The sequence below is a fragment of the Streptomyces sp. AC512_CC834 genome, from assembly GCF_019049325.1.
Classification (GTDB): Bacteria; Actinomycetota; Actinomycetes; order Streptomycetales; family Streptomycetaceae; genus Streptomyces.
Genome location: NZ_JAGMUO010000097.1, coordinates 227,605 through 254,177 on the forward strand (window position 1 = coordinate 227,605; position 26,573 = coordinate 254,177).

Genomic DNA, 26,573 nt, shown 5'->3' on the forward strand with positions numbered 1-26,573 from the left:
TCACGCCGGCACCGCCTGACGTACTCGGGGGTCGGTCAGCGCGTGGCAGACGTCGACGAGGATGTTCAGCGCGAAGATCGTCACGGCGGTCAGGAGCACGGCAGCCTGGAGGACCGCGAAGTCGCGCTGGAGGATGGAGTCGATCATGAGCTTGCCGATGCCGGGCCAGCCGAAGATCGTCTCGACGATGACCGCGCCGTTGATGAGCCCGACCGCCAGGTCACCGGCCACGGTCAGGACCGGCGTCACTGCGTTGCGCAGGGCGTGGCCGAAGACCACCCGGCCGGGTGCGGCGCCCTTGCTGCGGGCGATCTTGACGTAGGGCGCGGACAGTGCGGTGACCATGCTGCCGCGGACCACCTGGACCAGGACGCCGAAGGGGCGGATGAGCAGGGTCGCGATGGGCAGCACCCAGATCTCGGGGCCGCCGAGGGTGCCCGAGGTCGGCAGCAGTCCGAGGCTCACGCCGAAGACCAGCACGCCCATGATGGCGAACCAGAAGTCGGGGATGCTGGCGGCCGTCATCGACAGCAGGCTGGCGATCCGGTCGATGAGGGAGTTGGGGCGGTAGGCCGCGAGGCTGCCGACCAGCACGGCTCCGGTGATCGCCAGCAGCATGGTGACGCCGGCGAGTTGGAGGGTGACGGGGAAGGCGTCGAGCACCATCGAACCGGCCGACTGCCCGGTCCGCAGCGAGGTGCCGAAGTCCAGGTGTGCCGCGTCGACGAGGTAGTTCCACAACTGCGCGGGGATCGAGAGGTCGAAGCCCTGCGCGGCGGAGAACTCCGCGCGTTGCTCGGGGGTGGCGCTCAGCGGGAGGTAGAGGTCGACGGGATTGCCGGTCATCCGGGCCAGGAAGAACACGCCGAGGACGACGCAGACGAGGGGGACGGCGCTGGAGAGGACGCGTTTGCGCAGGAACGGGATCATGTCAGTGCTTCGCCCCCTTGGCCGGGTGGACCTCGGCGAGCCGCAGTTCGTCCCCGGTGGCGGAGTTGGGTCGGTAGCGGATCGACCGGGACAGGCCGAGCAGTCCGCTCATGTGGGCGAGATGGGCGTACTGGACGACGGTCTTGTTCTGGTCGGCGAGCAGGGCGGCGAAGGCCTTCTGCCGTTTCTCGCCCGAGAGCGCGCCGGCTTCGGCGATGCGCCGGTCGAGTTCCTTGGTGCCGAACGTGGACTGCGGGCCGTCGCTGAGCAGGTACTGGCTGGTGGTGAAGGCGGCGTCGCCGGCCTGGTTGCCGTGCATCATCAGCAGGGCGATGGGGCCGACGTCCTTCGGCAGCGGGCGTAGCTGGTACTGGAGGTGGGTGGCGGTGTCGGCCATGCGGACCTTGACGTTCAGCCCGATCTCCGCCATCTGGTACTGCAGGGCCTCGGCCGTTTCCGACACTCCCGAGAACATGCCGTTGCGGGCGACCAGGGTGATCTGCCGGTCGGTGGGCACGCCGTCCGCCTCGGCCTCCCGCACCAGGGCGCGGGCCTCGGGGACGTTCTGCCGGGTCGGTTCGATCGCGTCGTTGTGTCCCACCACTCCGGGCGGGACCAGTTGGCCGGCCGGTTGGGCGAGACCGCCGAGCAGGGCGTCGATGATGCCCTCGCGGTCCACGGCCAGGTCGATGGCGCGGCGCACCCTGATGTCGTCGAGCGGGGCCTCGCGGCCGTCCAGCCGCAGGGCGGTGGTCTCGTTGTTGGGGTAGGCGACGGTCGTGTCCTTCTCCGCCTCCATCGGGTCGAGCGCGACGGCGATCTCCGCCTCGCCCTTGTCGATCATGGCCGCGCGCACGCTCGCGTCGCTGCGCCAGACGTAGCGGGCCCGGGCGAAGTCGGGGGCCTCGCCCCAGTAGTCGTCGAAGCGGTTGAGGGAGATCGCCGCTCCGGGCTGCCAGGAGCGGACGGCGTAGGGGCCGGTGCCGATCGGTGTGCGGACCTTGGCGGTCCTGTCGGTCGTGCGGGGCACGATCTCCACGAAGCTCAGGCGCAGCGGCAGGATGGGGTCGGGTTTCTCGGTGGTGACGGTCAGCCGGCCGTCGTTCACCGCCTTCACCTCGAGGTCGTCGTTGCCGAAGACATAGCCCTCGACGTTGCAGGCGAGGTCGGAGTTGACCGCCCGGTCGATGGAGAAGGCGGCGTCCTCGGCGGTGAAGGGCGCGCCGTTCTGGAAGGTCACCCCGGAGCGGATGTCGAAGGTCCAGGTGCGGGGTGCGGTCTGCTTCCAGCCGGTCGCCAGCAGGGGGTTCAGCTCACCGGACGCGGGATCGCGTTCGACCAGGGGTTCGGTGATGTTGGACCGGACCACGACACCGGTGCCGGTCAGTGATGCCTCGCAGGGTTCCAGGGTCGGTGGTTCCTGGGTGAGCACCACCCGCAGGGTGCGGCCGTCGGCGCGGCCGGTGTCGCCACCCGCGCTGTTGGCCACGGCGCACCCACTGGAGGTGAGCACGACGCCCGCCAGCAGCATGGCGCTCATGGAGTGGGCCCGCCTCGGTGCGGGGCGCCGGGTGGGTGAAACGGAGGACTTCATCGTCGCGTGTCTCCGGGGAAGTGCTGATGTGTCACGTTCCGAACTCGGGGGTGTGGGGCCGCCTCTGCCGTCTGTCTACACTTGCGTACTCAGTCTGCATCTGTGAACGCGAAGCTAAACCGGTGCCGGGGCAGCGTCAAGACATGCGGAGGATCGGACCTTCTCCGAGCGACGCGCTCCGCGGCACCCGAACCGACGGGAGCGTCACCTTGTCCACCTTCCCCACCCCTGCCAACGCCCCGGGCACCGTCCTCCAGGTGTCTGCCCTGCTCCCCGCCCTGGAGAGGGCGCTGAGCGAGCACTACCGCGCCGTGCGTCTGACCGAAGTCCCCGACCCGGCCGCCTACTTGCGCGACCACGGGAGCGAGGTGGCGGCGGCGGTGACGAGCGCGCGGACCGGTGTGAGCGACGCGCTGATGGACGCCCTGCCCCGGCTCGGGGCGATCGTGCACTTCGGCGTCGGTTACGAGACCACCGACGTGGTCCGGGCCCGTGCCCGGGGCATCGACGTCAGCAACACCCCCGACGTGCTCACCGACTGCGTGGCCGACCTCGCCGTCGGCGCCCTGATCGACGTCATGCGCAGGCTGTCGGCCGCCGACCGGTACGTGCGCGAGGGCGCCTGGGCGGCCGCGCCCTTCCCCCTGGCCGACCGGGTGAGCGGGAAGCGGGTCGGCATCCTGGGTCTCGGCCGGATCGGCCGGGCCGTCGCGCGCCGGCTCGACGGCTTCGGGGTGGACATCGCGTACTGCACCCGCACCCCGGTTCCCGGGGTCCGCCACCCTCACCTGCCCAGTGCCGAGGCCCTGGCCGAGGCGTGCGACGCGCTGGTCGTCACGGTGGCCGGGGGCGGGGGCACCCGGGGCCTGGTCTCGGGCGCGGTGCTGGACGCGCTCGGGCCCCGGGGGTACCTGGTCAACGTCGCACGGGGCAGCGTCGTGGACGAGGCCGCCCTGGTGGCAGCGGTGACGGAGGGCCGGATCGCGGGGGCGGCGCTCGACGTCTTCGCCGACGAGCCGAACGTGCCGCGGGCGCTGCTGGAGTCGGACCGGGTCGTGCTGCTGCCGCACATCGCCAGCGCCACCCACGAGACCCGGGCCGCCATGGGCGACCTGGCCCTGCGCAACCTCCAGCGGTTCATGACGGAGGGCACCCTGCTCACACCGGTCCCCCGACACCCGGCCCATTGACACCGGCCCGCGCGTATGCCTACAACTATGTCCACAGATGAGAACGCCGACTACATATGAGGACGGCAGCATGGCTGGCACCTCCGAACGCATCGTCGACGTCACCGTGACCCCCGTGGCCTTCCGGGACCCTCCCCTGCTCAACTCGGTGGGCGTGCACGAGCCCTACGCGCTGCGCACGGTCGTGGAGATCACCACGGAGGGCGGGGTCGGCGGCGTCGGCGAGACCTACGGCGGCACCCTGCACCTGGAACGACTGCGCCGCGCCGCCGCCGAACTGGTCGGCATGGACGTCTGGAGCCTCAACGACCTGATCGCCCGCACCACGCGTGCCCTGGGGACCGACACCTCGGGCGGCGACGGCATGGCCGGGATGGTCACCGGCAGCAGCGCCGTGGACCGGGTCATGTCGCCGTTCGACGTCGCCTGCATGGACATCCAGGGCAAGCTCGTGGGCCGGCCGGTCAGCGACCTGCTGGGCGGAGCGGTACGCCCCTCGGTCCCCTACAGCGCGTACCTCTTCTACAAGTGGGCGGGGCACCCCGGCCAGGAGGACGACGACTGGGGCGCCGCCCTCGACCCGGCGGGCCTGGTCGACCAGGCCCGCCGCATGATCGACCAGTACGGCTTCTCCTCCATCAAGCTCAAGGGCGGCGTCCTGGCGCCGGACGAGGAGATCGCGGCGGTGCGGGCGCTGCGGGAGGCGTTCCCGGACCATCCCCTGCGCCTGGACCCCAACGCGGTCTGGAGCGTCGAGACGTCCCTGCGCGTCGCCCGCGAACTGGGCGGCGTCCTGCAGTACCTGGAGGACCCGGCGGAGGGCATCGACGGCATGGCGGCCGTGGCCGCGGGCACCCCGACCCCGCTGGCCACCAACATGTGCGTCGTCTCCTTCGACGACCTCGCGCCCGCGGTGGCCCGAGGAGCGGTGGGCATCGTGCTGTCCGACCACCACTTCTGGGGCGGCCTGCGGCGCTGCGGCAGGCTCTCGGCGATCTGCGAGACCTTCGGGCTCGGTCTGTCGATGCACTCCAACTCGCACCTGGGCATCAGCCTCGCCGCGATGACCCACCTGGCGGCGGCGACACCCCGGCTGACCTACGCCTGTGACACGCACTGGCCGTGGAAACGTCCCGACGAGGACGTCGTCGACCCCACGCCGCTGCGGTTCAGCGAGGGCTCCCTCGCCGTGCCCACAGCTCCCGGTCTGGGCGTGGAACTGGACCGGGAGGCACTCGCCCGGCTCCACCGGCAGTACCTCGACTGCGGGCTGCGCGACCGCGACGACACCGGCTACCTGCGGAGCGTCGATCCGTCCTTCTCGCTCAAGACCCCCCGGTGGTGACCCCCACGTGCGCATCATGTTCGACCACCGCATCCTGAGCCGGTTCCAGGAGCCGCTCAAGGCGCGTACCGAGGGCAGCCACGACTGGCTGGACGCCTGCGACTGGGACGCGACACGGATCTCCGAAGCCCTCCCCGGCGTCGAGGTCTACATCGGCTCGAAGCTGCCGGCCGAGGACGCCCGACGGGCCGCGCGGCTGCGGCTCGTCCACGTCGTCGGCGCCGGCTACGACGGCATCGCGCTGGACGCGCTGGGTCCCGGGGTCACGGTCGCCACCACGCACCACCACGGCCGCTCCATCGCCGAGTACGTCCTCATGTCCGTCCTGATGCTCTCCCGCGACGTGCTGGGCGCCGACCGCGAACTGCGCGCCGGGCGGTGGCGCAACGTGGCCGTGGACTCCGGGCTCGACTTCGCGACGACGCTGCGAGAGCGGCGTGTGGGCATCATCGGGTTCGGCGAGACCGGCACCGAGGTCGCCCGGCTGTGTCAGGCGGTCGGCCTCGGCGTGCGCGCCGTGCGACGCGATCCCTCGGCCCCCTTCCCCGCCGACCTGCGGCCCGACTGGGTCGGCGGGAACGACCGGCTGCCCGACCTGCTCGCCGAGTCCGACGTCGTGGTGGTCACGGTCCCGCTGGGCCCCGCCACCCGCGGGCTGATCGGCCCGGCCGAACTCGCCGCCATGGGGCCCGGGTCACTGCTGGTCAACGTGGCGCGAGGGCCGGTGGTACAGGAGGAGGCGTTGTACGGGGCACTGCGCTCCGGTGCCATCGGCGGCGCCGCGCTGGACGTGTGGTGGTCCGGCCCGCCCCAGGCGCCGAGCCGGCTGCCGTTCCACGAGCTGCCCAACGTGCTCATGACCCCGCACCACTCGGGTCACACCACCGACACCTTCGCCGCGCGCGCCGCGGAGATCGCCGACAACATCGGGCGCCTGCAGCGCGGAGAGCCGCTCTCGGGCGTCGTCCGCTCCACCGTCCCTCCCACACGTTAGGAAACCACTCGTGCTCGAAGGCGTTCTCTTCTTTCCCGTCACCCCCTTCACCGCCACCGGTGAGGTCGACCTCGACGCCCTGCGCCACCACGTCTCGGCAGGCGTGGACGCCGGACCGGGCGGGGTGTTCGTCGCCTGCGGCACCGGCGAGTTCCATGCCCTGGACCACGAGGAGTACGCCGCCGTCCTGCGCGGCGCCGTCGAAGCGGCGGCGGGACGCGTCCCGGTGTACGCCGGGGTCGGGGGCGCGCTGGGCCTGGCCCGGCAGTTCGCCCGGTCCGCCGCCGAGGCCGGTGCGGACGGCCTGCTGCTCATGCCTCCCTACCTGGTCGAGTCACCTGCCGCGGGACTCGTCGCCTACGCGCGCACAGTCGGGCAGGAGACGGATCTGCCCCTGATCGTCTACAACCGGGCGAACGCCCGCTTCGACGAGGCCTCGGCGGCGGAGGTGGCCCAGCTTCCGACCGTGACGGGCTTCAAGGACGGCACCGGCGACCTCGACCTGGTCGCACGGATCGTCCCCGCCGTACGTGACACGCTCGGCGCGACCGGCAAGAGCTTCCAGTTCTTCAACGGCATGCCGACGGCCGAGGCGAGCCAGCCCGCCTACCGGGCACTGGGCGTCGAGCTGTACTCCTCGGCCGCCTTCGCCTTCGCACCGGACATCTCCCTCGCCTTCCACCGGGCGATCGAGGACGGCGACCAGGAGCGGATCGACGCGCTCCAGCGGACCTTCTTCCATCCTCTGGTCCGGCTGCGCAAGCGGGTGCCGGGGTACGCGGTGTCGTTGGTGAAGGCGGGGGTGACCCTGTCCGGCATCAAGGCCGGTCCGGTCCGCCCGCCGCTGACGCCGCTCACGGCGGCCGAGACCGAGGAACTGGCGGCCATCGTCGCCGAGGGGCGGGCGGTGCTCGGCCTGTCCTAGGTGCTCAGCCGGTCCTAGGTGCCTGCCGAGTCGTTGGCGCAGCGGAAGCCGAGGTTGCCGGACGACGACTCCGGGGTGTTGGCGGAGCGGGCGGCGACGCGGTAGCGGTTGCAGTAGGAGTCGTGGCACAGGTAGGAGCCGCCGCGCAGGACCCGTGCCGTCCCCGTTTCGGGGCCGTGCGGGTCCGCGGGCGGCGCATCGGCGTAGTAGGAGGGCGAGAACCAGTCGGAGCACCATTCCCACACGTTGCCGGCGGTGTTCCACAGGCCGAAGCCGTTGGGTCGGAAGGACTTCACGGGTGCGGTGGTCAGGTGGCCGTCCTCGGCCGTGTTGACGTGCGGGAAGCTGCCCTGCCAGATGTTGCAGCGCCACCGGCCGCCGGGGGTCAGCTCGTCGCCCCAGGCGTAGCGGCGGCCGGCCAGTCCCCCGCGCGCGGCGTACTCCCACTCGGCCTCGGTCGGCAGGCGCTTGCCGGCCCACCGCGCGTAGGCGGTGGCGTCGTTGAAGGAGATGTGGACGACGGGATGGTTCTGCCGGCCGTTGATGTCGGAGCGGGCGCCCTCGGGGCGGCGCCAGTGGGCGCCCCGCACATTGATCCACCAGGGGGCCCCGGCGGCGTTGCCGAGGACATCGGTGGACGGCGCATCGAGAACCAGGTGGAACACCGCCGAGGAGCCGTAGCGTTCGGCGTCGGTCACATGGCCCGTCGCCTTGACGAAGCCGGCGAAGTGGGCGTTGGTGACGGCGGTCTCGTCGATGTGGAAGGGCTGGAGAGCCACCGGGTGGACGGGTGTCTCGCCGTCGGCCGCGTACCCCTCGCCGAAGGCGTCTCCCATCGCGAACTCACCGCCCGGCACGAGCACCTGACCGCGGGTCGAGCGCGTCCGGGCGGCCTGCCCCGGTGCCGGAGGGGACACGGCGACGGCCGCGGGCGGACCGGCGGGGGTGCAACAGGGGCGGTGATCTCGGGTCATGGGTCCTCGAAGGGGGTCGCGGGCTGCTACGCCTGGTAGGTGGACTCGTCGAGCCCGCTCAGGGTCGGGTCGTGTCCCACCTCTCCGACGTCGTACATCGACGTCATCCAGTGGTAGAAGTTGTCGCCGCGCTCGCGCAGCACGTCGTACAGCCGGCGCATCATGCGGCCGCGGACCTCCGCCCGCTCGGGATGGGCGTAGACGTTCTGCAGCTCGTCCGGGTCGGTGCGCAGGTCGTACAGCTCGTTGACGGAGTCGGGGTTGACGACGAGTTTGTACCGGTCCTCGCGCAGCATGCGTTGCGGGTAGGGGAAGTGGTGGCCGTGGAACTCGCAGACGATGTCCTCGTCCCAGTCCACCGCCTCGCCCCGCACGAGGGGCAGCAGGCTGCGCGAGTCGACGGCGGGTTTCGGGTCGACGCCCGCAAGTTCGAGGATGGTGGCGGTGCAGTCGAGGAGGCTGACGAACTCGTCGCGCACCTGGCCGCCGGGGGCGCCCGGGACCCGGAGCAGGCCCGGGGTGCGGTAGATGTCCTCGTACATCGCGGGGCCCTTGTCGTGCAGCCGGTGCGAGCCGGTGAACTCCCCGTGGTCGCAGGTGAAGAACACCGCGGTGTCGTCGACCAGTCCGAGTCGCTCCATGGCGGCCATGACGCGGCCGATCTGCATGTCGATGAGCGCCACGTAACCCCAGTAGACCGCGATGAGCTTGCGGGTCGTCTCGATGGGCATCGTGTCGAAGGTCCAGTGCGCGCTGTAGTTGCGCTGGACCGGCGGTTTGCCCTCGAAGGTCTCCGACACCGACCGCGGCAGCTCCACGTCCGCCGGGTCGACGAGGTCGAAGTACTCGTCGGGCAGGATGTAGGGCAGATGCGGTCCGAAGAAGTGCAGGGCCAGGAAGAAGGGCCGGTCGCGCTCGTGGGCGTCCGCGGCGTACCGCTCGAGCTGTTCGATGGCGCGGGTGGCCAGGTAGTGCTCGAAGGTGGCCTCGACGGGCTGGTGCAGCCGGGCGGCCAGCAGGTTGCCGGGACCGCCGTTGGGCAGGGTGCCGCGGACCCGGTCGCTGATCTCGTACGGCGGCAGCCCGTGCTCTGCGAGGTACGCGAGGTAGTCGGGGTTGTCCACGGGGTTGTGCCAGCCGGGCAGTTCGGGTCCGTCGAAGCCGAAGTCGGCCGCCGTACGCCGGTTGCCGGCGTGCCACTTGCCGACGAGGCCGCAGTTGTAGCCGTGTTCCCGGAGCGCCCTGGAGAACGCGAACTGGTCCTCGGTCAGGTCCTCGAGGTAGCCGACGTTGCGTTCGTGGTTGGCGAGGAGCTTGTGCCGGAAGGGCGCCTGACCGGTCAGCAGGCTGGCGCGGGCCGGGGTGCAGATCGCGGTCGGGGTGTACCAGCGGTCGAAGCGGGTTCCCGTGGCGGCCAGTTCGTCGAGTACGGGGGTGTGCGCCAGCGCGTTGCCGTAGGCGCCGAGCGTGTCGGTCCGGTGCTGGTCGGTCATGAGGAAGAGGATGTTCTTCCTGCTCGCGCCGGACTGGGCGCCGGAGTCGGTCACTTGCCCGCTCCCGTGAAGAGGTCGCCGGTGTAGTAGGTCTTCGGGTCGACGGGCTTCTTCAGCTTGCCGGTGTCGACGAAGTAGTCGTTCATGCCCTCCAGCCATGTGACGATGGTGCCGTCCTTGGTCAGCTTGTCGAGTTCCGCGACGCTGAGCACCTTGTTGTTCGCGGCGTCGGCCTTGACCTGGTCGACGGGGATCTTCAGCTTGTCCGCGGTGAGTTCGATCGCCTCGTCGGTGTGCTCGGAGCGGAACGTCATGGCCTCGCGCAGCACCGCGAGGACCTTCTTGGTCTTCTCCGGCTGCTCGTCCACCACCTTGTTGCCCGCGACGAAGGCCGTGGGGAAGGACACGTCCTCCTCGAAGTCGGCGTTCTTGGCGAGTTCGACCAGGTCGGGGACCTGCTTCTTGATCGTCGCGGCGGCCGGGTACCAGAAGCCCGCCCCGTCGACCTGCTTGGAGGAGAAGGCCGAGACGATGGTGGACGGGTCCATCGGGACGACCTTCAGGTCGTCCTTGGTCATCCCGGCCTTCTCCAGCGCGAGGGTGAGGATCATGTCCCCCGATGTGCCCTCGGGCACGGCGACGGTCTTGCCCTTGAGCTGCTGCATCGAGGTGATGCCCGGCTGGGCGAGGACCCGGTCGGAGTTGCCGAGCGTGTTGACGGCGACGACCTTGGCCTGGCCGGAGGCGGGGAGCCACATGGCGCCGGGGCCTATGTACCCGAAGTCGAGGTTTTCCGTTCCCAGGGCCTGGATCTGGAGCGGTCCGTTGGTGAAGACCTTGGCGTCGGCCGACAGGCCGTGCTTCTTCCACAAGCCCTTGGCCTCGGCGATGGCGATGAGGCTGGCGCCGTTGAAGTCGTTGATGTAGCCGAAGCGGACCTTGTCTCCCGAGCCGCCGGAGGACGAGCCGCTGCCGCACGCGGCGAGCAGGGCCATCGCGGCCACGCCGGCGAGGGTGGTGGACAGATGCCTGCGGGTGAGGACGGGTGACATGGTGGTGAGTCCCTTCCGGGTCATGACGTCGAGGAGTGGGCACCGGAAAGGGCGGCGGTGCGGCCTTCCTGGTGGTAGACGGAGTGCCACACCCGGTTGCGCAGTGCGGCGAACTCAGGGCTGAGCCGGAACGCCTCGTCGCGCACCATCGCGGGGTCGACGTCGATGACGTCGTAGACGCGCCCCGGGCGGGCCGCCATCACGATGACCCGGTTGGCCAGGAACACGGCCTCGTCGACGTCGTGGGTGATGAACAGGACCGTGCGCTTGTCCTGGCTCCAGGTCTTGAGCAGTTGTTCCTGGAGTTTGACCCGGGTGAGCGCGTCGAGGGCGCCGAACGGTTCGTCCATCAGCAGGATCGAGGGGTCGACGGCGTAGGCGCGGGCGATGGCGCAGCGCTGGCGCATGCCTCCGGAGAGGGTCTTGGGAAGGGCGTCGGCGAAGCGTTCCAGGCCGACCAGTTCGATGAAGTGCTCGGCCCGGCCGCGGCGTTCGCGCTTCGGCACGCCCGTGGTCCGCAGGCCGAACTCGACGTTCTGACGCACGGTCAGCCACGGGAAGAGGGCGTACTGCTGGAAGATGACGCCGCGTTCGGGGCCAGGACCGGAGACCGGGGCGCCGTCCACCAGGGCACGGCCCGCCGTGGGTGTCTCCAGACCGGCGAGGATGTTCATCAGGGTGCTCTTGCCGCAGCCCGAGGGGCCGACGACGGTGACGAACTCGTGGTCCGCGATGTCGAGGGACACGTCGTCGAGGGCGGTGAAGGTCTCCCGGCCCAGCGAGAAGGTCTTGGTGACGTGCCGGACGGAGATCTTGGCGGGTGTGCTGGTCATCGGCGTTCCTGCCATCGGGTGAGCCGGCGTTCGGCGAGGAGGAGGACGCGGTCCATGAGGAGACCGAGGATTCCGATCGAGATGAGCCCGACGAAGATGGTCGGGAGGTCGTAGTAGAGCTGCGCGTACTGCATGCGGTGGCCGAGGCCCTCCTGGGCGGCGATCAGCTCCGCGGCGACCAGGGTGGCCCAGGCCGAGCCGAGGCCGACCCGCATGCCGACGAGGATGAACGGCGTGGACGCCGGCACCACCACACGGGCGAAGATCGTGGCGTCGCCCGCGCCCAGGACCCGGGCGGCGTTGATCAGGGTGCGGTCGACGTTCACCACGCCCTGGAAGGTGGAGATCACGCAGGCCAGGAACGCGGCGAGGAAGATGACGAAGATCTTCGGTGTCTCGTCGATGCCCATGGCGACCACGGCCAGCGGGATGATGGCCAGCGGCGGGATGGTGCGGAAGAACTGGATCCAGGGTTCGATCAGTCCGCGCAGGATGCCGTACCAGCCCATCAGGAAGCCCACCGGGACGGCCACGGCCGTGCCCAGGGAGAAGCCGATGAGGACCCGCCTCAGGCTGGCCAGGGCGTCGTCGGCGAGCGTCCCGTCGCCGATCAGCGTGCCGGCCCGGGACACGACCTGTGGCGGTGTCGGCAGCTCCAGGCCGGCGGACGCGAGGATCCACCAGATCGCGATGCCGAGCGCGACGGACACCGCGTTCAGGGCCAGGGACAGCCCGCGCCGGCCGGAGCGGGCACGCTCCGGCGTGGCCTTGGTGTCGCCCGTATCAGCCGGGTCGCCCGGGTCGGCGTCGGGCGGGACTCCGGGCCGCTTCTCGGGCTGCGGGTGCCGCTGGTCGGCACCTTGCTTGTCAAGGACGGACATGGGCGGCTCCTTCGGTGGCGGAGTCGGATGCATCGGAACGGCCCTTCACGTCGGCGGTTTCGGGATACCTCGCCAGGAGGGGAGAGCTGTGGAAGACCGCGGCCAGCGCGCCGATGGCGCCGTCGTCGTCGGAGAGCCGGGCCGCCGCGACGACGGGGCCGGCCGAGGCGGTCGGGAAGATCTCGGCGGCGAGGGTGGCGGCGACCTGCTCCACGAGGACGGGCGCCAGCCGGGTGATCTCGCCGCCGACGACCACCTTCGCCGGGTTCAGCATCATGGTCGCGGCGCCGACCACACGCCCCAGCGCCCCCGCGGCCTCCCGCAGCACCCGGTCCACCACGGGGTGGGCGCGGGCGACGGCGGCCGCCAGGTCGTCGAGGTTCTCCAGCCGCAGGCCGAACTCCCAGCAGGCGGCGAGGATTCCGGGCACCGAGGCCACGGTCTCCAGACAGCCACGCTTGCCGCACCGACAGGGCCGGCCCGCCGGTTCGACGGTCACGTGCCCCAGCTCCCCGGCCAGCCCCGACGAGCCCGTCACCAACTGGCCGCCGACGACGAGACCGCCGCCGACCCCGTCCGACAGCCGCACGTACACCAGGTCGGCGACGCTGTCGGCGCCGCTGATCGCCTCGGCGAGGGCGGCCAGGCGGGTGTTGTTGTCGACGATCACCGGTGCGTCGAAGCGTTCGGCGAAGGCCACGTCGACGCCTTCGGGTGCCGGGCGGAGCACCGTGGCCCCCGTGGTGGAGCGCGGCCATGCCGCCCCCTGAGGGGCCGGATAGGGACCCGGCACTCCGATGCCGATGCCCTGCAACGCCCCGTAGTGGACGCCGGCCTCGCTGCTCAGCCGGTCGACCAGCCCCAGGGCCAGCTCGGTCCGGGTCCCCCAGGTCGCGGTGTCCTCGTACCGGACGGAGCCGGAGACCATGATCTCGTGCGCCGCGTCGGCGACGACGACGTGGACGCGGCGGTGTCCGAAGTCGACGCCCATGAACTGCGCCGACGCCGGGTCGAGCGCCAGCCGTTCGGCCGGCCGGCCGCTGCCCTCGCGCCGCGAGGCGTCGGTGTCCACGACGACGATGGCACCTCGTTGCAGGAGGTTGCCGGTGATCTCGGACAGGGTGGTGCGGGACAGGCCCACGACCCGGGCGATCTCACCGCGGCTCATGGCGCCGTTCCCCTGCAGCGCACGCATCACGCGCTCCTCGTGGGTCCGCCTGACCAGTGCGTGCACTCCGCTGGGCATCTGCATGCCGGTCAAGGTAGGGAGGCTCGATTATTCCGTCAACACTCCGACAGAAAGATGCAATGAAGCGTTCACAATGCCTGGTGGCCTGGGCCCTGCGTGGGTCGGCCAAGGCGGATTATTCGTCCGCCCTGTTGACGTAAATGTGCGGGCGTTCGCATGCTGTGCGCCATACCCCCGTCGTGCGGCTCGTGTGCCGCTCCTCGGTTCCCGGACGGGGAGGACGAAGGAGAACGCGTCTGATGACCGATGCCGAGCACGGACTGCACCGACGATCCCTGCTGGCCGGCGCGACCGGCCTGGGGGCGGCGTTCGCCCTGCCCGCGAGCGCCGCGCAGGCGGCTCCCACTACGGCGCCCGCTGCGGCGTCCGCGACGGCGGAGGCGTCACGGCGGCATCCGCGGAACTGGCCCGACCCCGAGCCCTACGGCGCCGCGGACACCCGGGTCGACCTGTGGCCGCGCGAGGACAACTCGTTCGTCCTCCCGCTGGAGTTGCGCCCCCGCGACAAGGAGCGCGGCACGGTCTGGATGCGCGACACCTACGTCAACTGCTTCGTCGTGGACGGCCGTCCGCTCTACGTGGCGACCGGCACCTCCAGGGTCCCCGGCCTCGAGGCGGCGAGCCCCTGGAACGACGGCATCTTCGTCTGGACGTCGCGCTCCCTCAAGGGCCCCTGGAAGCTGGCGGACACCACCCGCGTCCGGCCCGGCGCGGAGAAGGGCAAGGTGTGGTCGCCGGAGTTCGTCGGGGAGAACCGCCCCGGTCGCACCGTCGTCGCCCCCTGGCAGGAGTACTGGTACGACGACAGGTTCGGCAAGCGCGGTCACGCCTGGGCCCCGGAGCTGCACCACTTCCGCGGCAAGTGGTACCTCGTCGCGTGCACGGGCGACTACGCCAAGAAGGTCGGCTCGTTCATGCTCGTCAGCGAGGGCGGGGTCGAGGGCCCGTACCGGCTGATCGAGGGCAGTCTGGACAAGCCCTTCGGCGACTCGTTCATCGGGGGCCCGAGCTTCATCGAGCCCGGCGCGTACCACCACATCGACGGCGGCCTCTACTCCGAGGGCGACGACGCGTGGCTCGTGCTGCACAACAACCTGTACGCGAAGTTCCGGGACGACATGGAGGACATCGTCACGACGACGGACCTCCCGACGTTCCGGCAGCAGCCCTACTCGCCGGAGCCGTATCTCGAGGGTGCCTACGTGTTCAAGTACAGGGGCAAGTACCACCTCGTGCATGCCGCGTGGGACCGGACGTCCGTCAACGCCGACGGCACCGTCCGCCATGCCTACGACGTGCCCGCCGCGGGCCGGGTGCAGTACCAGTACGACGCGATCGTCGCCGTGGCCGACCGGTTCGAGGGCCCGTACTCGAAGCGGTACACCGCGGGTGTCGGCGCGGGTCACAACAACTTCTTCGCCGATCACAAGGGTGACCTGTGGGCGACGTACTTCCTGAACCCGGCGGCCGGCTACTGGTCCGACGCCTCGCGCACCGCCGAGTCCGCCGTGCCCGGTGTCGTACGGCTGGAGTGGACCGGCCCGTCGGACGGCCGGCTGTACGTGAAGCGCGGGTCGGACGGACACGGCACCCGGCACTGAACGGCAGCCGTCCTGTGGGGGCCGCGCCCTCGCGTGCCGTCGCGGCGGGACGGGCGTAGTGTCCAGATATGCGTGATGTTCGGGGTGTCCGGCGTCGGGCAGTGGACGGCTGATGGACTCCGCGATGGCCGCCGTGGTGCGGGCGAGCGGTGCGTTCGGGGGACTCCTGTACGTACTGCCGCCGGGCGAGAACGCCGTGTGGCAGGTCCTGGTGGCGGGGGTCCCGCAGGAGATGGCCGCTCCGTGGCGGCGTGTCGGCCTGGGTGATCCGATGCCCGTGGCGGACGCCGTCCGTGGCCGGCGCCTGGTGTGGGCCGGCGGCCGGGAGGAGATGGCACGCGAGTATCCGCGGCTGGCGCTGGTCCTGCCGTACGACTTCGGGCTGGCGGCCGCACCGCTCGTCTCGGGCACCACCGTCCGGGGCGGGCTGGTGCTGCTGTGGCCCGGCAGTCATCCGGCCCGGCTGAGCGGCGCCGAGCAGGACGTCATCCGGGCGGGCTGCCACCGCCTGGGCGAGAGCCTGCAGCGGGCGGCCGACCGCGGCGAGTCGCTGCTGCCCCCGGACCGGCCGCGGACCCTGCCGCCACCCGCCCCCCGCACGCCCTCCCCCGTCGAGGCGGCCGCGCTGTCCGCCTTCGTGGACCGGCTGCCGGGCGGGTCCTGCACGCTGGACCTGGAAGGACGCCTCACCTTCGTCACCCCGGCCGCGGCCGGCCTGCTCGGTGCCGATCGCTCCGACCTCGTGGGCGCGCTGCCGTGGGAGGCGCTGCCCTGGATGGACGTGCCGCACGTCGAGGACCGCTACCGGGCCGCGCTGGTCAGCCGACGGCCGCAGGCCTTCACCGTCCTGCGGCCCCCGGAGACGTGGCTGGCCTTCGACCTCTACCCTGACGCCACCGGGCTGAGCGTCCGCATCACTCGCGGCAGCCCGGAGACGGACGCGCCCCCGTCCGGGTCCATACCGGCCTCCGGGCCCAGCCGCGCCACCGTCCTCTACCACCTGATGCACCTGGCCTCCACGCTCACCGAAGCCGTCGGCGTGCAGGACGTGGTCGAACAGACCGCCGACCAGCTCATGCCCGCCCTGGGCGCGCAGGCCATGGTGGTGATGGCCCCGGAGGACGGCCGCCTGAAGATCGTCGGTCAGCGCGGCTACCGCACCGAGGTCCTGAAGCACTACGACGGCGCTCCCCTCACCTCGGCCATCCCCGGCGTCGACGTCATGGCCACGGGTGTCCCGGGTTTCTGGTCGACCTTCGACGAACTCCACGACGCCTACCCGGCCACCGTGCACGAGGACGGGATGGCCGCGTGGGCCGTGCTGCCGCTGATCGCCTCCGGCCGCCCCATCGGCTCCCTCCTTCTCGCCCACCGGCGGCCCCACGTCTTCCCGCCCGGTGAGCGGGCCGCCCTCACCTCACTGGCCGGCCTGGTCGGGCAGGCCCTGGACCGGGCCCGTCTCTACGACGCCAAACACCACCTCGCCCATCGCCTGCAGTCCGCCCTGCTGCCGCACACCCTGCCCCGCGTGCCCGGCCTGAACGTCGCCGCCCGCTACCTCCCGGCAGCCCGGGGCCTGGGCATCGGCGGCGACTTCTACGACGTCATCCGCCTCGACGAGCACACGGCGGCCGTCACCATCGGCGACGTACAGGGGCACAACGTGGACGCCGCGGCGCTGATGGGGCAGGTGCGCACCGCCGTGCACGCCCACGCCACCGTGGGGGCGCCGCCCGACGACGTCCTGGCCCGCACCAACCGGCTGCTCACCGACCTGGACCCCGGCCTGTTCACGAGCTGTGCCTACGTCCACCTCGACCTCGCCACGCATCGCGCCTGCGTGGCCCTCGCGGGCCACCCCCCTCCCCTGGTGCGCCACGCCGACGGGCGCATCGAACGCCTGCGGGTGCCGCCCGGTCTGCTGCTGGGCATCGAGCCGGACACCGTGTATCCCTCGCTGGAGTTCCCGCTGCCGCCGGGCAGCGTGCTCGCCCTCTACACCGACGGACTCGTCGAGGCGCCAGGTGTCGACCTCGACGACGCGATCGCGGCCCTCGCCGGGCTCCTCGAGCACGGCGATCCCGGCGACCTCGACGCCATGGCCGACACCCTCATCCGGCACGCGCCCGCGCCGGGCGACGACATCGCCCTGCTTCTCATCAGTCCCCGCGTGTCGGCGGCGGGGCACTCCTGCGGCGGACCGATCGTTTTCACAGGCAAGAAGGACGAACGCCCCTCGACGCAGGCCGGCAGCGGAGGAGAAGACGCTTAATGAAACACCGGAGGGTGCGCGATCTGATGAGCGACGCCGTGGTCCGCGTCCAGCGCGGCACACCGTTCAAGGAGATCGCCCACCTGTTGCTGGAGTACGACATCACCGCGGTGCCGGTCGTGGACGAGGAGAACCGTCCCGTGGGGGTGGTGTCGGAGGCGGACCTCCTGCAGAAGATGTGGGGCCAGGAGCCCGACGGCTCACCCGAGTACGCGAACGGGTCCCGGCCGGCCGGGGGCAAGGCGTCCGCCACGGACGCGGCGGGGCTCATGACCTCCCCCGCGGTCTGTGCACGCGACACCTGGAGCGTCGTCGACGCCGCCCGTGTGATGGCGCGGCACGGCATCAAACGGCTCCTGGTGGTCGACGAGGGAGGGCAACTGACCGGGGTCGTCAGCAGAAGCGACCTGCTGCGGGTCTTCCTGCGCACGGACCGCGCGATCCGCACCGAGATCATCGAGGAGGCCCTGGTCAAGACACTCGGCCTGGCTCCCTCGTCGGTGCAGGTGGATGTGACGCACGGACATGTGGTGCTCAGCGGCCGGCTACCCGGCCATGTCTCCGCCCCGGCGCTGGAGGAGCACTGCAGGAACGTGGACGGCGTCGTCGCCGTGGAGTTCAGAGCGGCGGGAGAGGCCGGCGCCGGGGGCTCGGTCCCGGTCGCCTCCTGACCCCTGGGGGCCTGTCCGACAGGCCCTGGCCCGGGTGGGACGGGCCCGCCCGTGCCCGGCTCCGGGAAGTGGAGACGGACACGGGCGGAGTGCGGCGGGGTGTCCTCAGACCTCGGTCGAGTCCTTCACCTGGGGCGGCTCCGCCCTGGGCCCCGGCACCGCGGCCGGTGCGGGCGCGGGTGCGGGGCCGCCCTCGCTGAGACCGAACCGCCCGTGGAACCTGCGCAGGAAGGGCGGTGCGTACGAGGCCGAGCGGCCGAGCAGACGCATCGCGGCCGGGACGAGGACGCCGCGTACGGCGACGGCGTCGATGAGGATGGCCAGTCCGCTGCCCAGCCCGAACATCTGCATGAAGCTGATCTTCGCGGTCCCGAAGGCGAAGAAGCTCACCGCGAGCAGGCAGGCCGCCGCGGTGACGATGCGGCCGGTGTGGCCGAGGCCGTCGGTCACGGCGGTGCGGGTGTCCGCGCCCTGGTCGTGCAGCTCCTTGATCCGGCTGGTGACGAACACCTCGTAGTCCATGGAGAGGCCGAAGGCGATGCAGAACATCAGCACGGTCATCGACGCCTCCATCGGCTGCGGTGTGACGCCGATCAGGGAGGCCAGGTTGCCGTCCTGGAAGATCCAGGTCATGACGCCGAGCGTCGCGCCCAGGCTGATCACGTTGAGGACCAGCGCACGCACCGGCTGCACGACGCTGCCGGTGAACAGGAAGAGCAGGACGAAGGTGGTCAGGGCGACCAGCCCCAGGGCGAGCGGGAGCCGGCTGCTGATGGAGTCCTTGGAGTCGACCAGTTGGGCGTCCCCGCCGCCCACCAGAGCCTTGGTCCCGGCGGGCGGTGCGACCGCCCGCACCTCGTGGACGAGTTCCTGGGCCTCGTCCGACCTGGGCGTCAGGCCGCTCACCACGGTGATCCGCTGCGCGTCGGGGCGGCCGAGGGCCGCGTTGCCCGGTCCGGCCGCCGCGGTGCGTCCCTCCACGTAGGTCCCGGTGCCGGTCTCGACGCGGACGACGCCCTCGAGCCCGGACAGTTCGGCCGCGTAGGTGCCCAACGGGCCCTTGTCCACCGCCTCGTCGATGACGACGTGGAGGGCGGCGTCGTCGTTGCCGTTGAACTTCTCCCGCAGCACGGAGGCGACTTGGCGGCTCTGGGCGTCCTCGGGCAGCACGCGTTCGTCCGGGGCGCCCAGGGTGATGCCCAGCAGCGGGCTCGCCGCCACCAGCAGCACGGCCAGCACGGGCAGCGCGGTGAGCGCGGGGCGGCGCATCACGGTGTCGGCGAGGCGTCCCCACAGGGGCCCGCGGGTGCCGGTGCCTGTGCGGGTGCGCTTTGCCCAGGGCATCCGCCCGCTGTTGACCCGGTGCCCCAGGACGACGAACAGGGCCGGCATCACGAACAGCGTGCCGATGGCCGCGATGGCGACGACACCGACGCCGGCGTAGCCGAAGGAGCGCAGGAAGTACTGCGGGAAGACCAGGAGGGCGGCGAGCGCGACGGCCACCGTGGCGGCCGAGAAGGCGACCGTGCGGCCCGCCGTCCGCACCGTGTGACGGACGGCGTCGTCCACGGTGGACCCGGTCGCGAGCTGCTCCCGGAATCTGCTGATCATCAGCAGGGCGTAGTCGATTCCCAGGCCGAGCCCCAGGGCGGTGGTGAGGTTGGTCGCGGACACGGACACGTCGACGGAGCCGCCGAGGAGGGCGAGTTCGGCGAACGTGCCCGCGATGGCGATGGTCCCGATGGCCGGCGGCAGCAGGGCCGCGACCACACTGCCGAAGACGACCAGGAGAAGCAGGAGGGTCAGCGGTACGGCGATGGCCTCGGCCGGCAGGAGGTCCTTGGGCGTCTGCGTCGCCATGTCGTTGCCCACGGCGGCGCCGCCCCCGGCCTGGACGGTGAGCCCGCCCTCGCGCGGTCCGGAGTAGTCGTCGACGACGGTCTTGGCGTTCTCCCGCTGCTGTGTCTCGTCGCCCTTCACATGGGCGAGCACCAGGGCCTCACGGCCGTCCTCGGAGCGCAGGGCGGACTTCTTCGCGTCCCAGTACGAGACGACGTTCTCGAGACTCGGGTCCTGCCCGAGGTCCGCCACCAGGGCCCGGCCGCCGCGCTCGGCGGCCGGCGCGTCGACGCCGCCCTCGGGACCGCGTACCAGCAGGACCAGGTTCGTCTCCCCGCCGAACTTCTCCTCGATGGCCTTCCCGGCGAGGGTGGACTGGGAGGCCGGATCGTCGTAGCCTCCCCCCTTCAGCTTGCCGAACGGGCCGGCGTCGCCGCGACATGACGTTGGTGAGACGCCGCGCGCTTTGGCAGTGTGAGATTTACCTAACAGTGTTCGGCTTCTTGATGTGCCGTCAGCCGACTGCGCCCTAGGCTCGCCGCATGCCCGCAGACCGAACCACCCCGGCTCCCGCGTCCCTGCGTGAGCGGCGCCGGAGCGCCGCCGTCCAGGAGATAGTGGACGCCGCCGAGGAGCACATCAGCCGGCACGGGCCCGCGGCGCTGTCCCTGCGCGCGGTCGCCCGCGGTCTCGGCATGACCGTGCAGGCGCTCTACCACTACTTCCCGAATCGGGACGCCCTCGTCACGGCGCTCATCGCCAAGGCGTACGGCGACCTCTCCGACGTGTTGCAGGACGCCGCCGGCACCGTCGTCGAGGACTCCTCCACATCTCGGCTCGAGGTGGTGGCCGAGGCCTACCGCGGCTGGGGCATCGCCCATCCGGAGCGTTTCCAGCTTCTCTACGGGACGCCGCTGCGCCACTACGCGGCGCCCGTCGAGGGCCCGACCACCCAGGCGGTCCGCCGGATGGGAGCGGTCTTCCAGCGCGAGCTGTTCGACGGCTTCACCCCGGCACAACTCGCCGCGGCCGACGTGCCCGCGCTGTCGCCCCCGTTGCGCGAGCATCTGCGACAGCTTCCTTCGAACGCCCAGGGAGACCTGCCGCCCGCCGCGGTCTCCCTCTTTCTCAGTGCGTGGGGGCACGTGCACGGCCTGGTCGTGCTTGAGGTGTTCGGGCACACCTCGTTCATCGGTGACCATCAGGCGGAGACCTTCCGCACGTCGGTCCGGATGATGATCGAGGACATCCACCGTCGGATACCGGCCGCCTGACCCCTGCCCTCAGGGACGCTGGCCGTCGCCCCGGCGTTCATGGGCGGGGTCGGGGGCGGTCAGGGCCGGGATCTCGGGGTGGTCGCGGAGCGCGGCGATGACCGCGTTCACCGCGGCGCGCCGAGGCGTGCCACGGCGCACCACGACGGCGACGTTGCGGTGCACCGGTGGGCTCAGCCGCCGGGTGACGACGGCATGGTCCGCGGTGACCGCCAGGGCGGGCAGCAGGGCGATCGACCCGGCCGACTCGACGTGCCGCAGCAGCATCAGGTAGTTGCTGAACCGGCAGGCCACCCGGGGTTCGAAGCCCGCCTCGCGGCACAGCCGCACGGTCAGGTCCGCCATGTACGACTGCGGCCGGTCGCAGGCCCAGGTCTCCTCCTCGCACGCCGCGAGGTTCGCCGCGGTGCGGGCGGCGAGCGGGTGGCCCCGCGGCAGCACCAGTACGACGGAGTCGCTGCCCAGCGACATGACCTCGAGGTCCGTTCCCCAGGAGAGACCGGAGTAGTCGGTGGTCGTGACGATGACGTCCGCCTCCCCCGAGCGCAGGGCGGGGCCGCTCTCGTGCGGCTCCATCTCGACGAGTTCGAGGCGCAGGTGCGGATGGGTGGTGGCCAGGCGGGTCGCCGCCGGGACCGCGAGGCTGTAGATCGCGCTCTGGAACACCCCGAGCCGGACGGTGCCGATGGGCTCGTCGTTCAGGGCGCGCAGCTCCGCCTCGACCTCGGTCATCCGGTCCAGGATCTCGCGGCCGCGGCGGGCCAGCAGCAGCCCGGCCGGGGTCAGCCGCACCCGCCGCCCGGTCCGCTCGATCAGCCGGCACCGGGTCTCGGTCTCGAGCACCGCCAGTTGCTGGGAGACCGTGGACGCGCTCAGCCGCAGTGTGTCGGCGACCGCGCGGACGGTGCCGAGCGTGTCCAGCAGGCTGAGCAGTCGCAGTCGTCCCGAATGGAGCACGGAGCGATTGTAGGGCGCTTGTACGGTTCTGGCGTACAGCCACGTCGAATCCGTGCGATGGACACGCGCAGCGATGCGTCCCTAACCTCGGTCGCATGCCTTTCGAGACTCCCGGCGCCGACCAGGGGCGCCATCTGATCCGCTACTCCGGCCACGCACCCTTCTCGCCGGAGGTCATCGTCCGTGCCGCGGGCACCTCGGTGTTCACCGAGAGCGGTCGTGAGCTGCTGGACTTCACGTCCGGTCAGATGAGTGCCATCCTCGGGCACTCCCACCCGGCGATCGTCTCCACGGTGCGCGAGCAGGTCGCGCACCTCGATCACCTCCACAGCGGCATGCTCAGCCGCCCGGTCGTCGAGCTCGCGCGCCGGCTCGCCGGCACCCTGCCCGAGCCGCTGGAGAAGGCGCTGCTCCTGACCACCGGGGCGGAGGCGAACGAGGCCGCGGTGCGGATGGCGAAGCTCGTCACCGGCCGCCACGAGATCGTCTCCTTCGCCCGGTCCTGGCACGGCATGACCCAGGCCGCCGCGAACGCCACGTACAGCGCCGGGCGCAAGGGTTACGGCCCCGCCGCGCCGGGCAACTTCGCGCTGCCCGTCCCGGACCGCCACCGCCCCTGCGTCGTCGACGCGGAGGGCGCGCTCGACTGGCGCCGCCAGCTCGACCTGGGCTTCGAGATGATCGACGCCCAGTCGGTGGGAAGTCTGGCCGCGTGTCTGGTCGAGCCGATCCTCAGCTCGGGCGGTGTCGTCGAGCTCCCGCCGGGCTATCTCGCCGCCCTGGCCCACAAGTGCCGGGAGCGCGGCATGCTGCTGATCCTCGACGAGGCCCAGACCGGGCTGTGCCGCACCGGCGACTGGTACGCCTTCGAGCACGAGGGTGTGGTCCCGGACATCCTCACGCTGTCCAAGACGCTCGGCGCGGGGCTGCCGCTGGCCGCCGTACTGACCAGCCCGGAGATCGAGCAGCGGGCGTACGACCGCGGTTTCCTGTTCTTCACCACCCATGTCAACGACCCGCTGCCGGCCGCCGTCGGCAACACCGTCCTGGACATCCTGGTCCGCGACCGGCTCGACGAGCGCGCCCGCAAGCTCGGCGCGTCGCTGCGCGAGCACCTCGACCGGCTCGCCGTCCGCCACGAGGTGGTGGGCGACGTCCGTGGCCGCGGGCTGCTGCTGGGCATGGAACTGGCCGGGGACGAGGTCCTGGGTGCCGGTGGCGCCGACCGCCTCGGCGCCGACGTCACCCGGCGCTGCTTCGACCTCGGGCTGCACATGAACATCGTCCAGCTCCCGGGAATGGGCGGCATCTTCCGTATCGCACCCCCGCTGACCGCGAGCGACGACGAGATCGACCGGGGCGTCGCCATCCTCGAGAGGGCGCTCACCGACGCCGCGCGGGAGCTCTGACGCGAGACGCGAAGGCCCCGGTGACCTGGGACGGATTCCAGGTCACCGGGGCCTTGCGGGTGGTGTCAGACTCCGGCCGTCTCCGGTTCGCGGGCCGGCTCCGCGGGCGCGGCGGTGTCACCGAGCTCCTTGTGGAGCTTCGCGCCCTCGACGTCGACGTTCGGCAGGAGGCGGTCCAGCCACTTGGGCAGCCACCACGCCTTGGTGCCGAGCAGGGCGAGCACCGCGGGAACGATGGCCATGCGGACCACGAAGGCGTCGAAGAAGACCGCGATCGCGAGGCCGAAGCCCATCATCTTGATCATGGCGTCGTTCTCCAGGATGAAGCCGGAGAACACACTCATCATGATGATCGCGGCCGCCGCGACGACCCGGCCGCCGTGGGTGAAGCCGGTGGTGACGGCCTCGGCGGCGGACGAGCCGTGGACGTAGGCCTCTCGCATGCGGGTCACGAGGAAGACCTCGTAGTCCATGGCGAGACCGAAGACCACACCGATCATGAAGATGGGCATCATCGACATGATCGGGCCGGGCTGGTCCACGCCGAGGACGTCCGCGAGCCAGCCCCACTGGAAGACCGCGACCACCGCGCCGAGCGCCGCGGCCACCGAGAGCAGGAAGCCCAGGGCCGCCTTCAGCGGGACGAGGACCGAGCGGAACACCAGCATCAGAAGCAGGAAGGCGAGGCCGACGACCAGCGCCAGGTAGGGGACGAGCGCGTCGTCCAGGGTCTGGGAGAAGTCGATCGTCATCGCGGTCGCGCCGGTGACCAGCATGGTCGCGCCCGTGTCGCCCCTGATGTCACCGGACAGCGAGCGGATGTCGTGCACCAGCGACTCGGTGGCGGTGTCGCTCGGGCCGGTCTTGGGCACCACGGTGAGGACGGCGGTGTCGCCCGCCTCGTTGAAGCTGGCCGAGGTGACGGCCTCGGCCGCGCCGAGTCCGGTGATCCTCTCCCGGACGAGGTCGGCGGCGGCCTCCGGGGCCTCGGCGTCCCGGGCGTCGACGGTGACCATCAGCGGGCCGTTGAACCCGGCGCCGAAGGAGTCGGACAGCATGTCGTAGGCCTTGCGCTGCGTGGTGTCCGGGGCCGAGCTGCCCTCGTCGGGCAGGCCCAGCTCCATGCCGGCGGCCGGTACGGCGATCACGCCGAGGCCGAGGACCGCGGTCAGCAGCACGGTCACCGGGCGGCGCAGTACGAAGCGGGCCCAGCGGGTGCCGAGCTTCGGCTTCGCGGCCGCCGCCCGCTGTCCGGCGGGCGCCTTGCGGTCCTTGCGGCTGAGCGCCTTCTTGCCGGCGAAGCCGAGCAGCGCCGGGGTGAGGGTGAGCGCGATCAGCACGGCGATGCCGACCGTGCCCGCGGCGGCCAGGCCCATCTTGGTGAGGATCGGGATGTTCACGATCGCGAGGCCGGACAGGGCCACGACGACGGTCAGTCCGGCGAAGACGACCGCGGAGCCGGCGGTGCCGACCGCGCGTCCCGCGGCCTCCTCCGGGGCGCGGCCCTCGGTGATCTCCGCCCGGTAGCGCGAGACGATGAACAGGGCGTAGTCGATGGCGACCGCGAGGCCGATCATCATGGCGAGCGTGGAGGTCGTGGCGGACAGTTCCAGCGCGCTGCCGAGTGCCCCGATGGCGGAGATGCCGATGCCGACACCGATGATCGCCGAGAGCAGCGGCATGCCGGCCGCGACCAGTGAGCCGAAGGTCAGCAGGAGCACGACCGCGGCGATCCCGATGCCGATCAGCTCGGCGGTCCCGCCCATCTCCTGCTCGGCCACGACCGCGTCGCCGCCGGTCTCGACGGTGAAGCCGTCGGTGCGCGCGTCGTCGGTGGCGGCGGTGAGCGAGTCGCGGGCCTGGTCGGTCAGCTCCATGGCGTTGACCTTGTACGTCACGGAGGCGTACGCGGTCGTGCCGTCCTCGCTGACGGCGTCGGCCTTGAACGGGTCGTCGACCGAGGCGACCTGCGGGCCCGCACCGAGGGCGGTCACCAGCTCCTCGACCTGGGCCTTGCCGGCCGGGTCGGAGATCTTCGCGCCCTCGGGCGCACGGATCACGACGCGTGCGGTCGCGCCTTCGGCGCTGGCGGCCGGGAACTGCTCGTCGAGCAGGTCGAAGGCCTTCTGGGACTCGGTGCCCGGCATGGAGAAGGAGTCTTCGGGCGGGGCGGGCGCGGAGGCGGAGGCGACGCCGGCGCCCACGAGTATGGCCACCCAGAGCAGGGCGACGAGACCGCGGCGCCGGAACGCTCGTCGGCCGAGTCGATAGAGGAACGTAGCCACCTGGTACCAATCCGTCGGGTTGCGGGCAGGACGAAGACCCGGCTCATGGGGGGAGGCAGAGGTGCTGACCGGGGTACCCATCCATGCTCACCCGGGCTCGCCCGCGATTGATCCGACCCTGGGTCTGGACTGGTGTACTGCATTGGGTGTAGTGCGCCCCCGCGCCCCTCTCCCCCGGGTGTAGATCGCGGTGATGGGTGTACGCCGCATTCCGTTGCCGCGGGCAGCCGATGGGTCAGCCGGTCACCGGTGTCACGGTGCCGCCCGGGCCGCAGCGGACCGTCCAGGGGGTGCGGGAGCGGGTGAGGTTCTCGTGGATGCGGATGTCGACGCGGGTGGCGGGCCGGTCGCCCGGGACGTCAGCGTGGGCGGCGGTGCAGGCGAGCTGGCTGACCGCGGTGACATCGAGTTCGCCGGTGCTGACCTCGACGGGGACGAACACGTCGACGGCTCCGTCGCTCGCGGTCGCCGTGAGCAGCCCGCCCATGGGGGGCACCTGGGTGGTCAGACCACGCTCACGCTCGGCGGGGGTGGGGCCCTCCAGGAGGAGTTCGAGGGCCTGCTGGGGGCTGGGCGGCCGGTCCACGGAGCGGGTGACGGACTGGACGCCGTAGGGGCCGGCGAAGTAGAGACGCGCGGTGCGCGCCTCGCTGCCGGGCCGCTGGACGCCGGACGCCGGTGCCCCCGCGTGCACCGGGCCGGTGGCGCCGATGCCGCACCCGGCGACGGTGGCGACGAGCAGCGGGGCCGCCAGGGCGCCGACGGCGGCCCTCCGCGTGCGCGGGGCGGGGCGGTGGGCCATGGC

General features: G+C 71.7%; 20 protein-coding genes and 1 pseudogene. 9 read left to right on the top strand and 12 right to left on the bottom strand.

Annotated elements, in window-relative coordinates; genetic code table 11:
* Both KUM40_RS28580 and KUM40_RS28585 read right to left on the bottom strand, forming a co-directional pair.
* A complete protein-coding gene (locus tag KUM40_RS28580) occupies positions 1 to 930 on the bottom strand; it encodes an ABC transporter permease (protein ID WP_217169071.1) in 930 nt (309 codons plus the stop codon).
* A gap of 1 nt (position 931) precedes the next feature.
* Positions 932 to 2,470: an ABC transporter substrate-binding protein gene (locus tag KUM40_RS28585; protein WP_254395769.1), complete on the bottom strand. Its 1,539-nt coding sequence runs from the start codon at positions 2,468 to 2,470 to the stop codon at positions 932 to 934.
* Between the two features lie 263 nt (positions 2,471 to 2,733).
* Between KUM40_RS28585 and KUM40_RS28590 the strand changes: the two genes are divergently transcribed.
* The 4 genes from KUM40_RS28590 to KUM40_RS28605 all read left to right on the top strand — a co-directional run bounded on the left by KUM40_RS28590 (position 2,734) and on the right by KUM40_RS28605 (position 6,978).
* The gene (locus KUM40_RS28590) at positions 2,734 to 3,714 is read left to right on the top strand and encodes a 2-hydroxyacid dehydrogenase (protein ID WP_254395770.1); all 981 of its coding nucleotides are present in this window, start codon (positions 2,734 to 2,736) and stop codon (positions 3,712 to 3,714) included.
* A gap of 70 nt (positions 3,715 to 3,784) precedes the next feature.
* On the top strand, positions 3,785 to 5,059 hold the full coding sequence (locus KUM40_RS28595) for a glucarate dehydratase family protein (protein ID WP_217169074.1): 1,275 nt from the start codon (positions 3,785 to 3,787) through the stop codon (positions 5,057 to 5,059).
* A 16-nt stretch (positions 5,060 to 5,075) separates the two neighbouring features.
* The gene (locus KUM40_RS28600; protein ID WP_254395858.1) at positions 5,076 to 6,053 is read left to right on the top strand and encodes a 2-hydroxyacid dehydrogenase; all 978 of its coding nucleotides are present in this window, start codon (positions 5,076 to 5,078) and stop codon (positions 6,051 to 6,053) included.
* 10 nt (positions 6,054 to 6,063) lie between these two features.
* The gene (locus tag KUM40_RS28605; RefSeq protein ID WP_217169076.1) at positions 6,064 to 6,978 is read left to right on the top strand and encodes a 5-dehydro-4-deoxyglucarate dehydratase; all 915 of its coding nucleotides are present in this window, start codon (positions 6,064 to 6,066) and stop codon (positions 6,976 to 6,978) included.
* Positions 6,979 to 6,992: 14 nt separating this feature from the next.
* On the opposite strand, the gene KUM40_RS28610 is transcribed toward KUM40_RS28605, so the two are convergent.
* The 6 genes from KUM40_RS28610 to KUM40_RS28635 are packed head-to-tail and all read right to left on the bottom strand — an operon-like array spanning position 6,993 to position 13,463.
* Positions 6,993 to 7,952, bottom strand: a complete 960-nt coding sequence (locus KUM40_RS28610; protein WP_217169077.1) for a formylglycine-generating enzyme family protein — start codon at positions 7,950 to 7,952, stop codon at positions 6,993 to 6,995.
* Positions 7,953 to 7,978: 26 nt separating this feature from the next.
* Positions 7,979 to 9,499: a sulfatase-like hydrolase/transferase gene (locus tag KUM40_RS28615; RefSeq protein ID WP_217169078.1), complete on the bottom strand. Its 1,521-nt coding sequence runs from the start codon at positions 9,497 to 9,499 to the stop codon at positions 7,979 to 7,981.
* Entirely contained in the window at positions 9,496 to 10,521 is a 1,026-nt protein-coding gene (locus tag KUM40_RS28620) for an aliphatic sulfonate ABC transporter substrate-binding protein (RefSeq protein ID WP_374227435.1), read from the bottom strand. Before KUM40_RS28620 ends, KUM40_RS28615 begins: the two co-directional genes overlap by 4 nt.
* On the bottom strand, positions 10,518 to 11,330 hold the full coding sequence (locus tag KUM40_RS28625; RefSeq protein WP_217169079.1) for an ABC transporter ATP-binding protein: 813 nt from the start codon (positions 11,328 to 11,330) through the stop codon (positions 10,518 to 10,520). The genes KUM40_RS28620 and KUM40_RS28625 overlap by 4 nt, the downstream gene beginning before the upstream one ends.
* On the bottom strand, positions 11,327 to 12,211 hold the full coding sequence (locus KUM40_RS28630) for an ABC transporter permease (RefSeq protein WP_217169080.1): 885 nt from the start codon (positions 12,209 to 12,211) through the stop codon (positions 11,327 to 11,329). Before KUM40_RS28630 ends, KUM40_RS28625 begins: the two co-directional genes overlap by 4 nt.
* On the bottom strand, positions 12,198 to 13,463 hold the full coding sequence (locus KUM40_RS28635; protein WP_217169081.1) for an ROK family transcriptional regulator: 1,266 nt from the start codon (positions 13,461 to 13,463) through the stop codon (positions 12,198 to 12,200). The genes KUM40_RS28630 and KUM40_RS28635 overlap by 14 nt, the downstream gene beginning before the upstream one ends.
* 236 nt (positions 13,464 to 13,699) lie before the next feature.
* Here KUM40_RS28635 and KUM40_RS28640 point away from each other — a divergent pair, with 236 nt between their 5' ends.
* The 3 genes from KUM40_RS28640 to KUM40_RS28650 all read left to right on the top strand — a co-directional run bounded on the left by KUM40_RS28640 (position 13,700) and on the right by KUM40_RS28650 (position 18,004).
* Positions 13,700 to 15,061, top strand: coding sequence for a family 43 glycosylhydrolase (locus KUM40_RS28640; protein ID WP_217169082.1), 1,362 nt, complete (start codon positions 13,700 to 13,702; stop codon positions 15,059 to 15,061).
* 112 nt (positions 15,062 to 15,173) lie between these two features.
* Positions 15,174 to 17,333: a SpoIIE family protein phosphatase gene (locus KUM40_RS28645; RefSeq protein ID WP_217169083.1), complete on the top strand. Its 2,160-nt coding sequence runs from the start codon at positions 15,174 to 15,176 to the stop codon at positions 17,331 to 17,333.
* Positions 17,333 to 18,004: a CBS domain-containing protein gene (locus KUM40_RS28650; protein WP_217169084.1), complete on the top strand. Its 672-nt coding sequence runs from the start codon at positions 17,333 to 17,335 to the stop codon at positions 18,002 to 18,004. The genes KUM40_RS28645 and KUM40_RS28650 overlap by 1 nt, the downstream gene beginning before the upstream one ends.
* Before the next feature lie 105 nt (positions 18,005 to 18,109).
* Here the strand turns inward: KUM40_RS28650 and KUM40_RS28655 are convergent.
* Positions 18,110 to 20,272 (bottom strand): annotated as a pseudogene (locus KUM40_RS28655) (MMPL family transporter); the annotation flags it as partial.
* A 113-nt stretch (positions 20,273 to 20,385) separates the two neighbouring features.
* On the opposite strand from KUM40_RS28655, the gene KUM40_RS28660 reads away from it, so the two are divergent.
* Positions 20,386 to 21,117: a TetR/AcrR family transcriptional regulator gene (locus KUM40_RS28660; RefSeq protein ID WP_217169085.1), complete on the top strand. Its 732-nt coding sequence runs from the start codon at positions 20,386 to 20,388 to the stop codon at positions 21,115 to 21,117.
* A 9-nt stretch (positions 21,118 to 21,126) separates the two neighbouring features.
* Here KUM40_RS28660 and KUM40_RS28665 read toward each other — a convergent pair whose 3' ends face one another.
* Positions 21,127 to 22,074, bottom strand: a complete 948-nt coding sequence (locus tag KUM40_RS28665; protein WP_217169086.1) for a LysR substrate-binding domain-containing protein — start codon at positions 22,072 to 22,074, stop codon at positions 21,127 to 21,129.
* Between the two features lie 95 nt (positions 22,075 to 22,169).
* Here KUM40_RS28665 and KUM40_RS28670 point away from each other — a divergent pair, with 95 nt between their 5' ends.
* Positions 22,170 to 23,483, top strand: a complete 1,314-nt coding sequence (locus KUM40_RS28670) for an aspartate aminotransferase family protein (protein ID WP_217169087.1) — start codon at positions 22,170 to 22,172, stop codon at positions 23,481 to 23,483.
* Between the two features lie 65 nt (positions 23,484 to 23,548).
* On the opposite strand, the gene KUM40_RS28675 is transcribed toward KUM40_RS28670, so the two are convergent.
* Together KUM40_RS28675 and KUM40_RS28680 are read right to left on the bottom strand one after the other, a co-directional pair.
* Positions 23,549 to 25,768 (bottom strand): MMPL family transporter, encoded by a 2,220-nt coding sequence (locus KUM40_RS28675; protein WP_217169088.1) that lies wholly within the window; start codon positions 25,766 to 25,768, stop codon positions 23,549 to 23,551.
* Positions 25,769 to 26,003: 235 nt separating this feature from the next.
* Entirely contained in the window at positions 26,004 to 26,570 is a 567-nt protein-coding gene (locus tag KUM40_RS28680) for a GerMN domain-containing protein (protein WP_217169089.1), read from the bottom strand.
* Positions 26,571 to 26,573 lie beyond the last annotated feature (3 nt).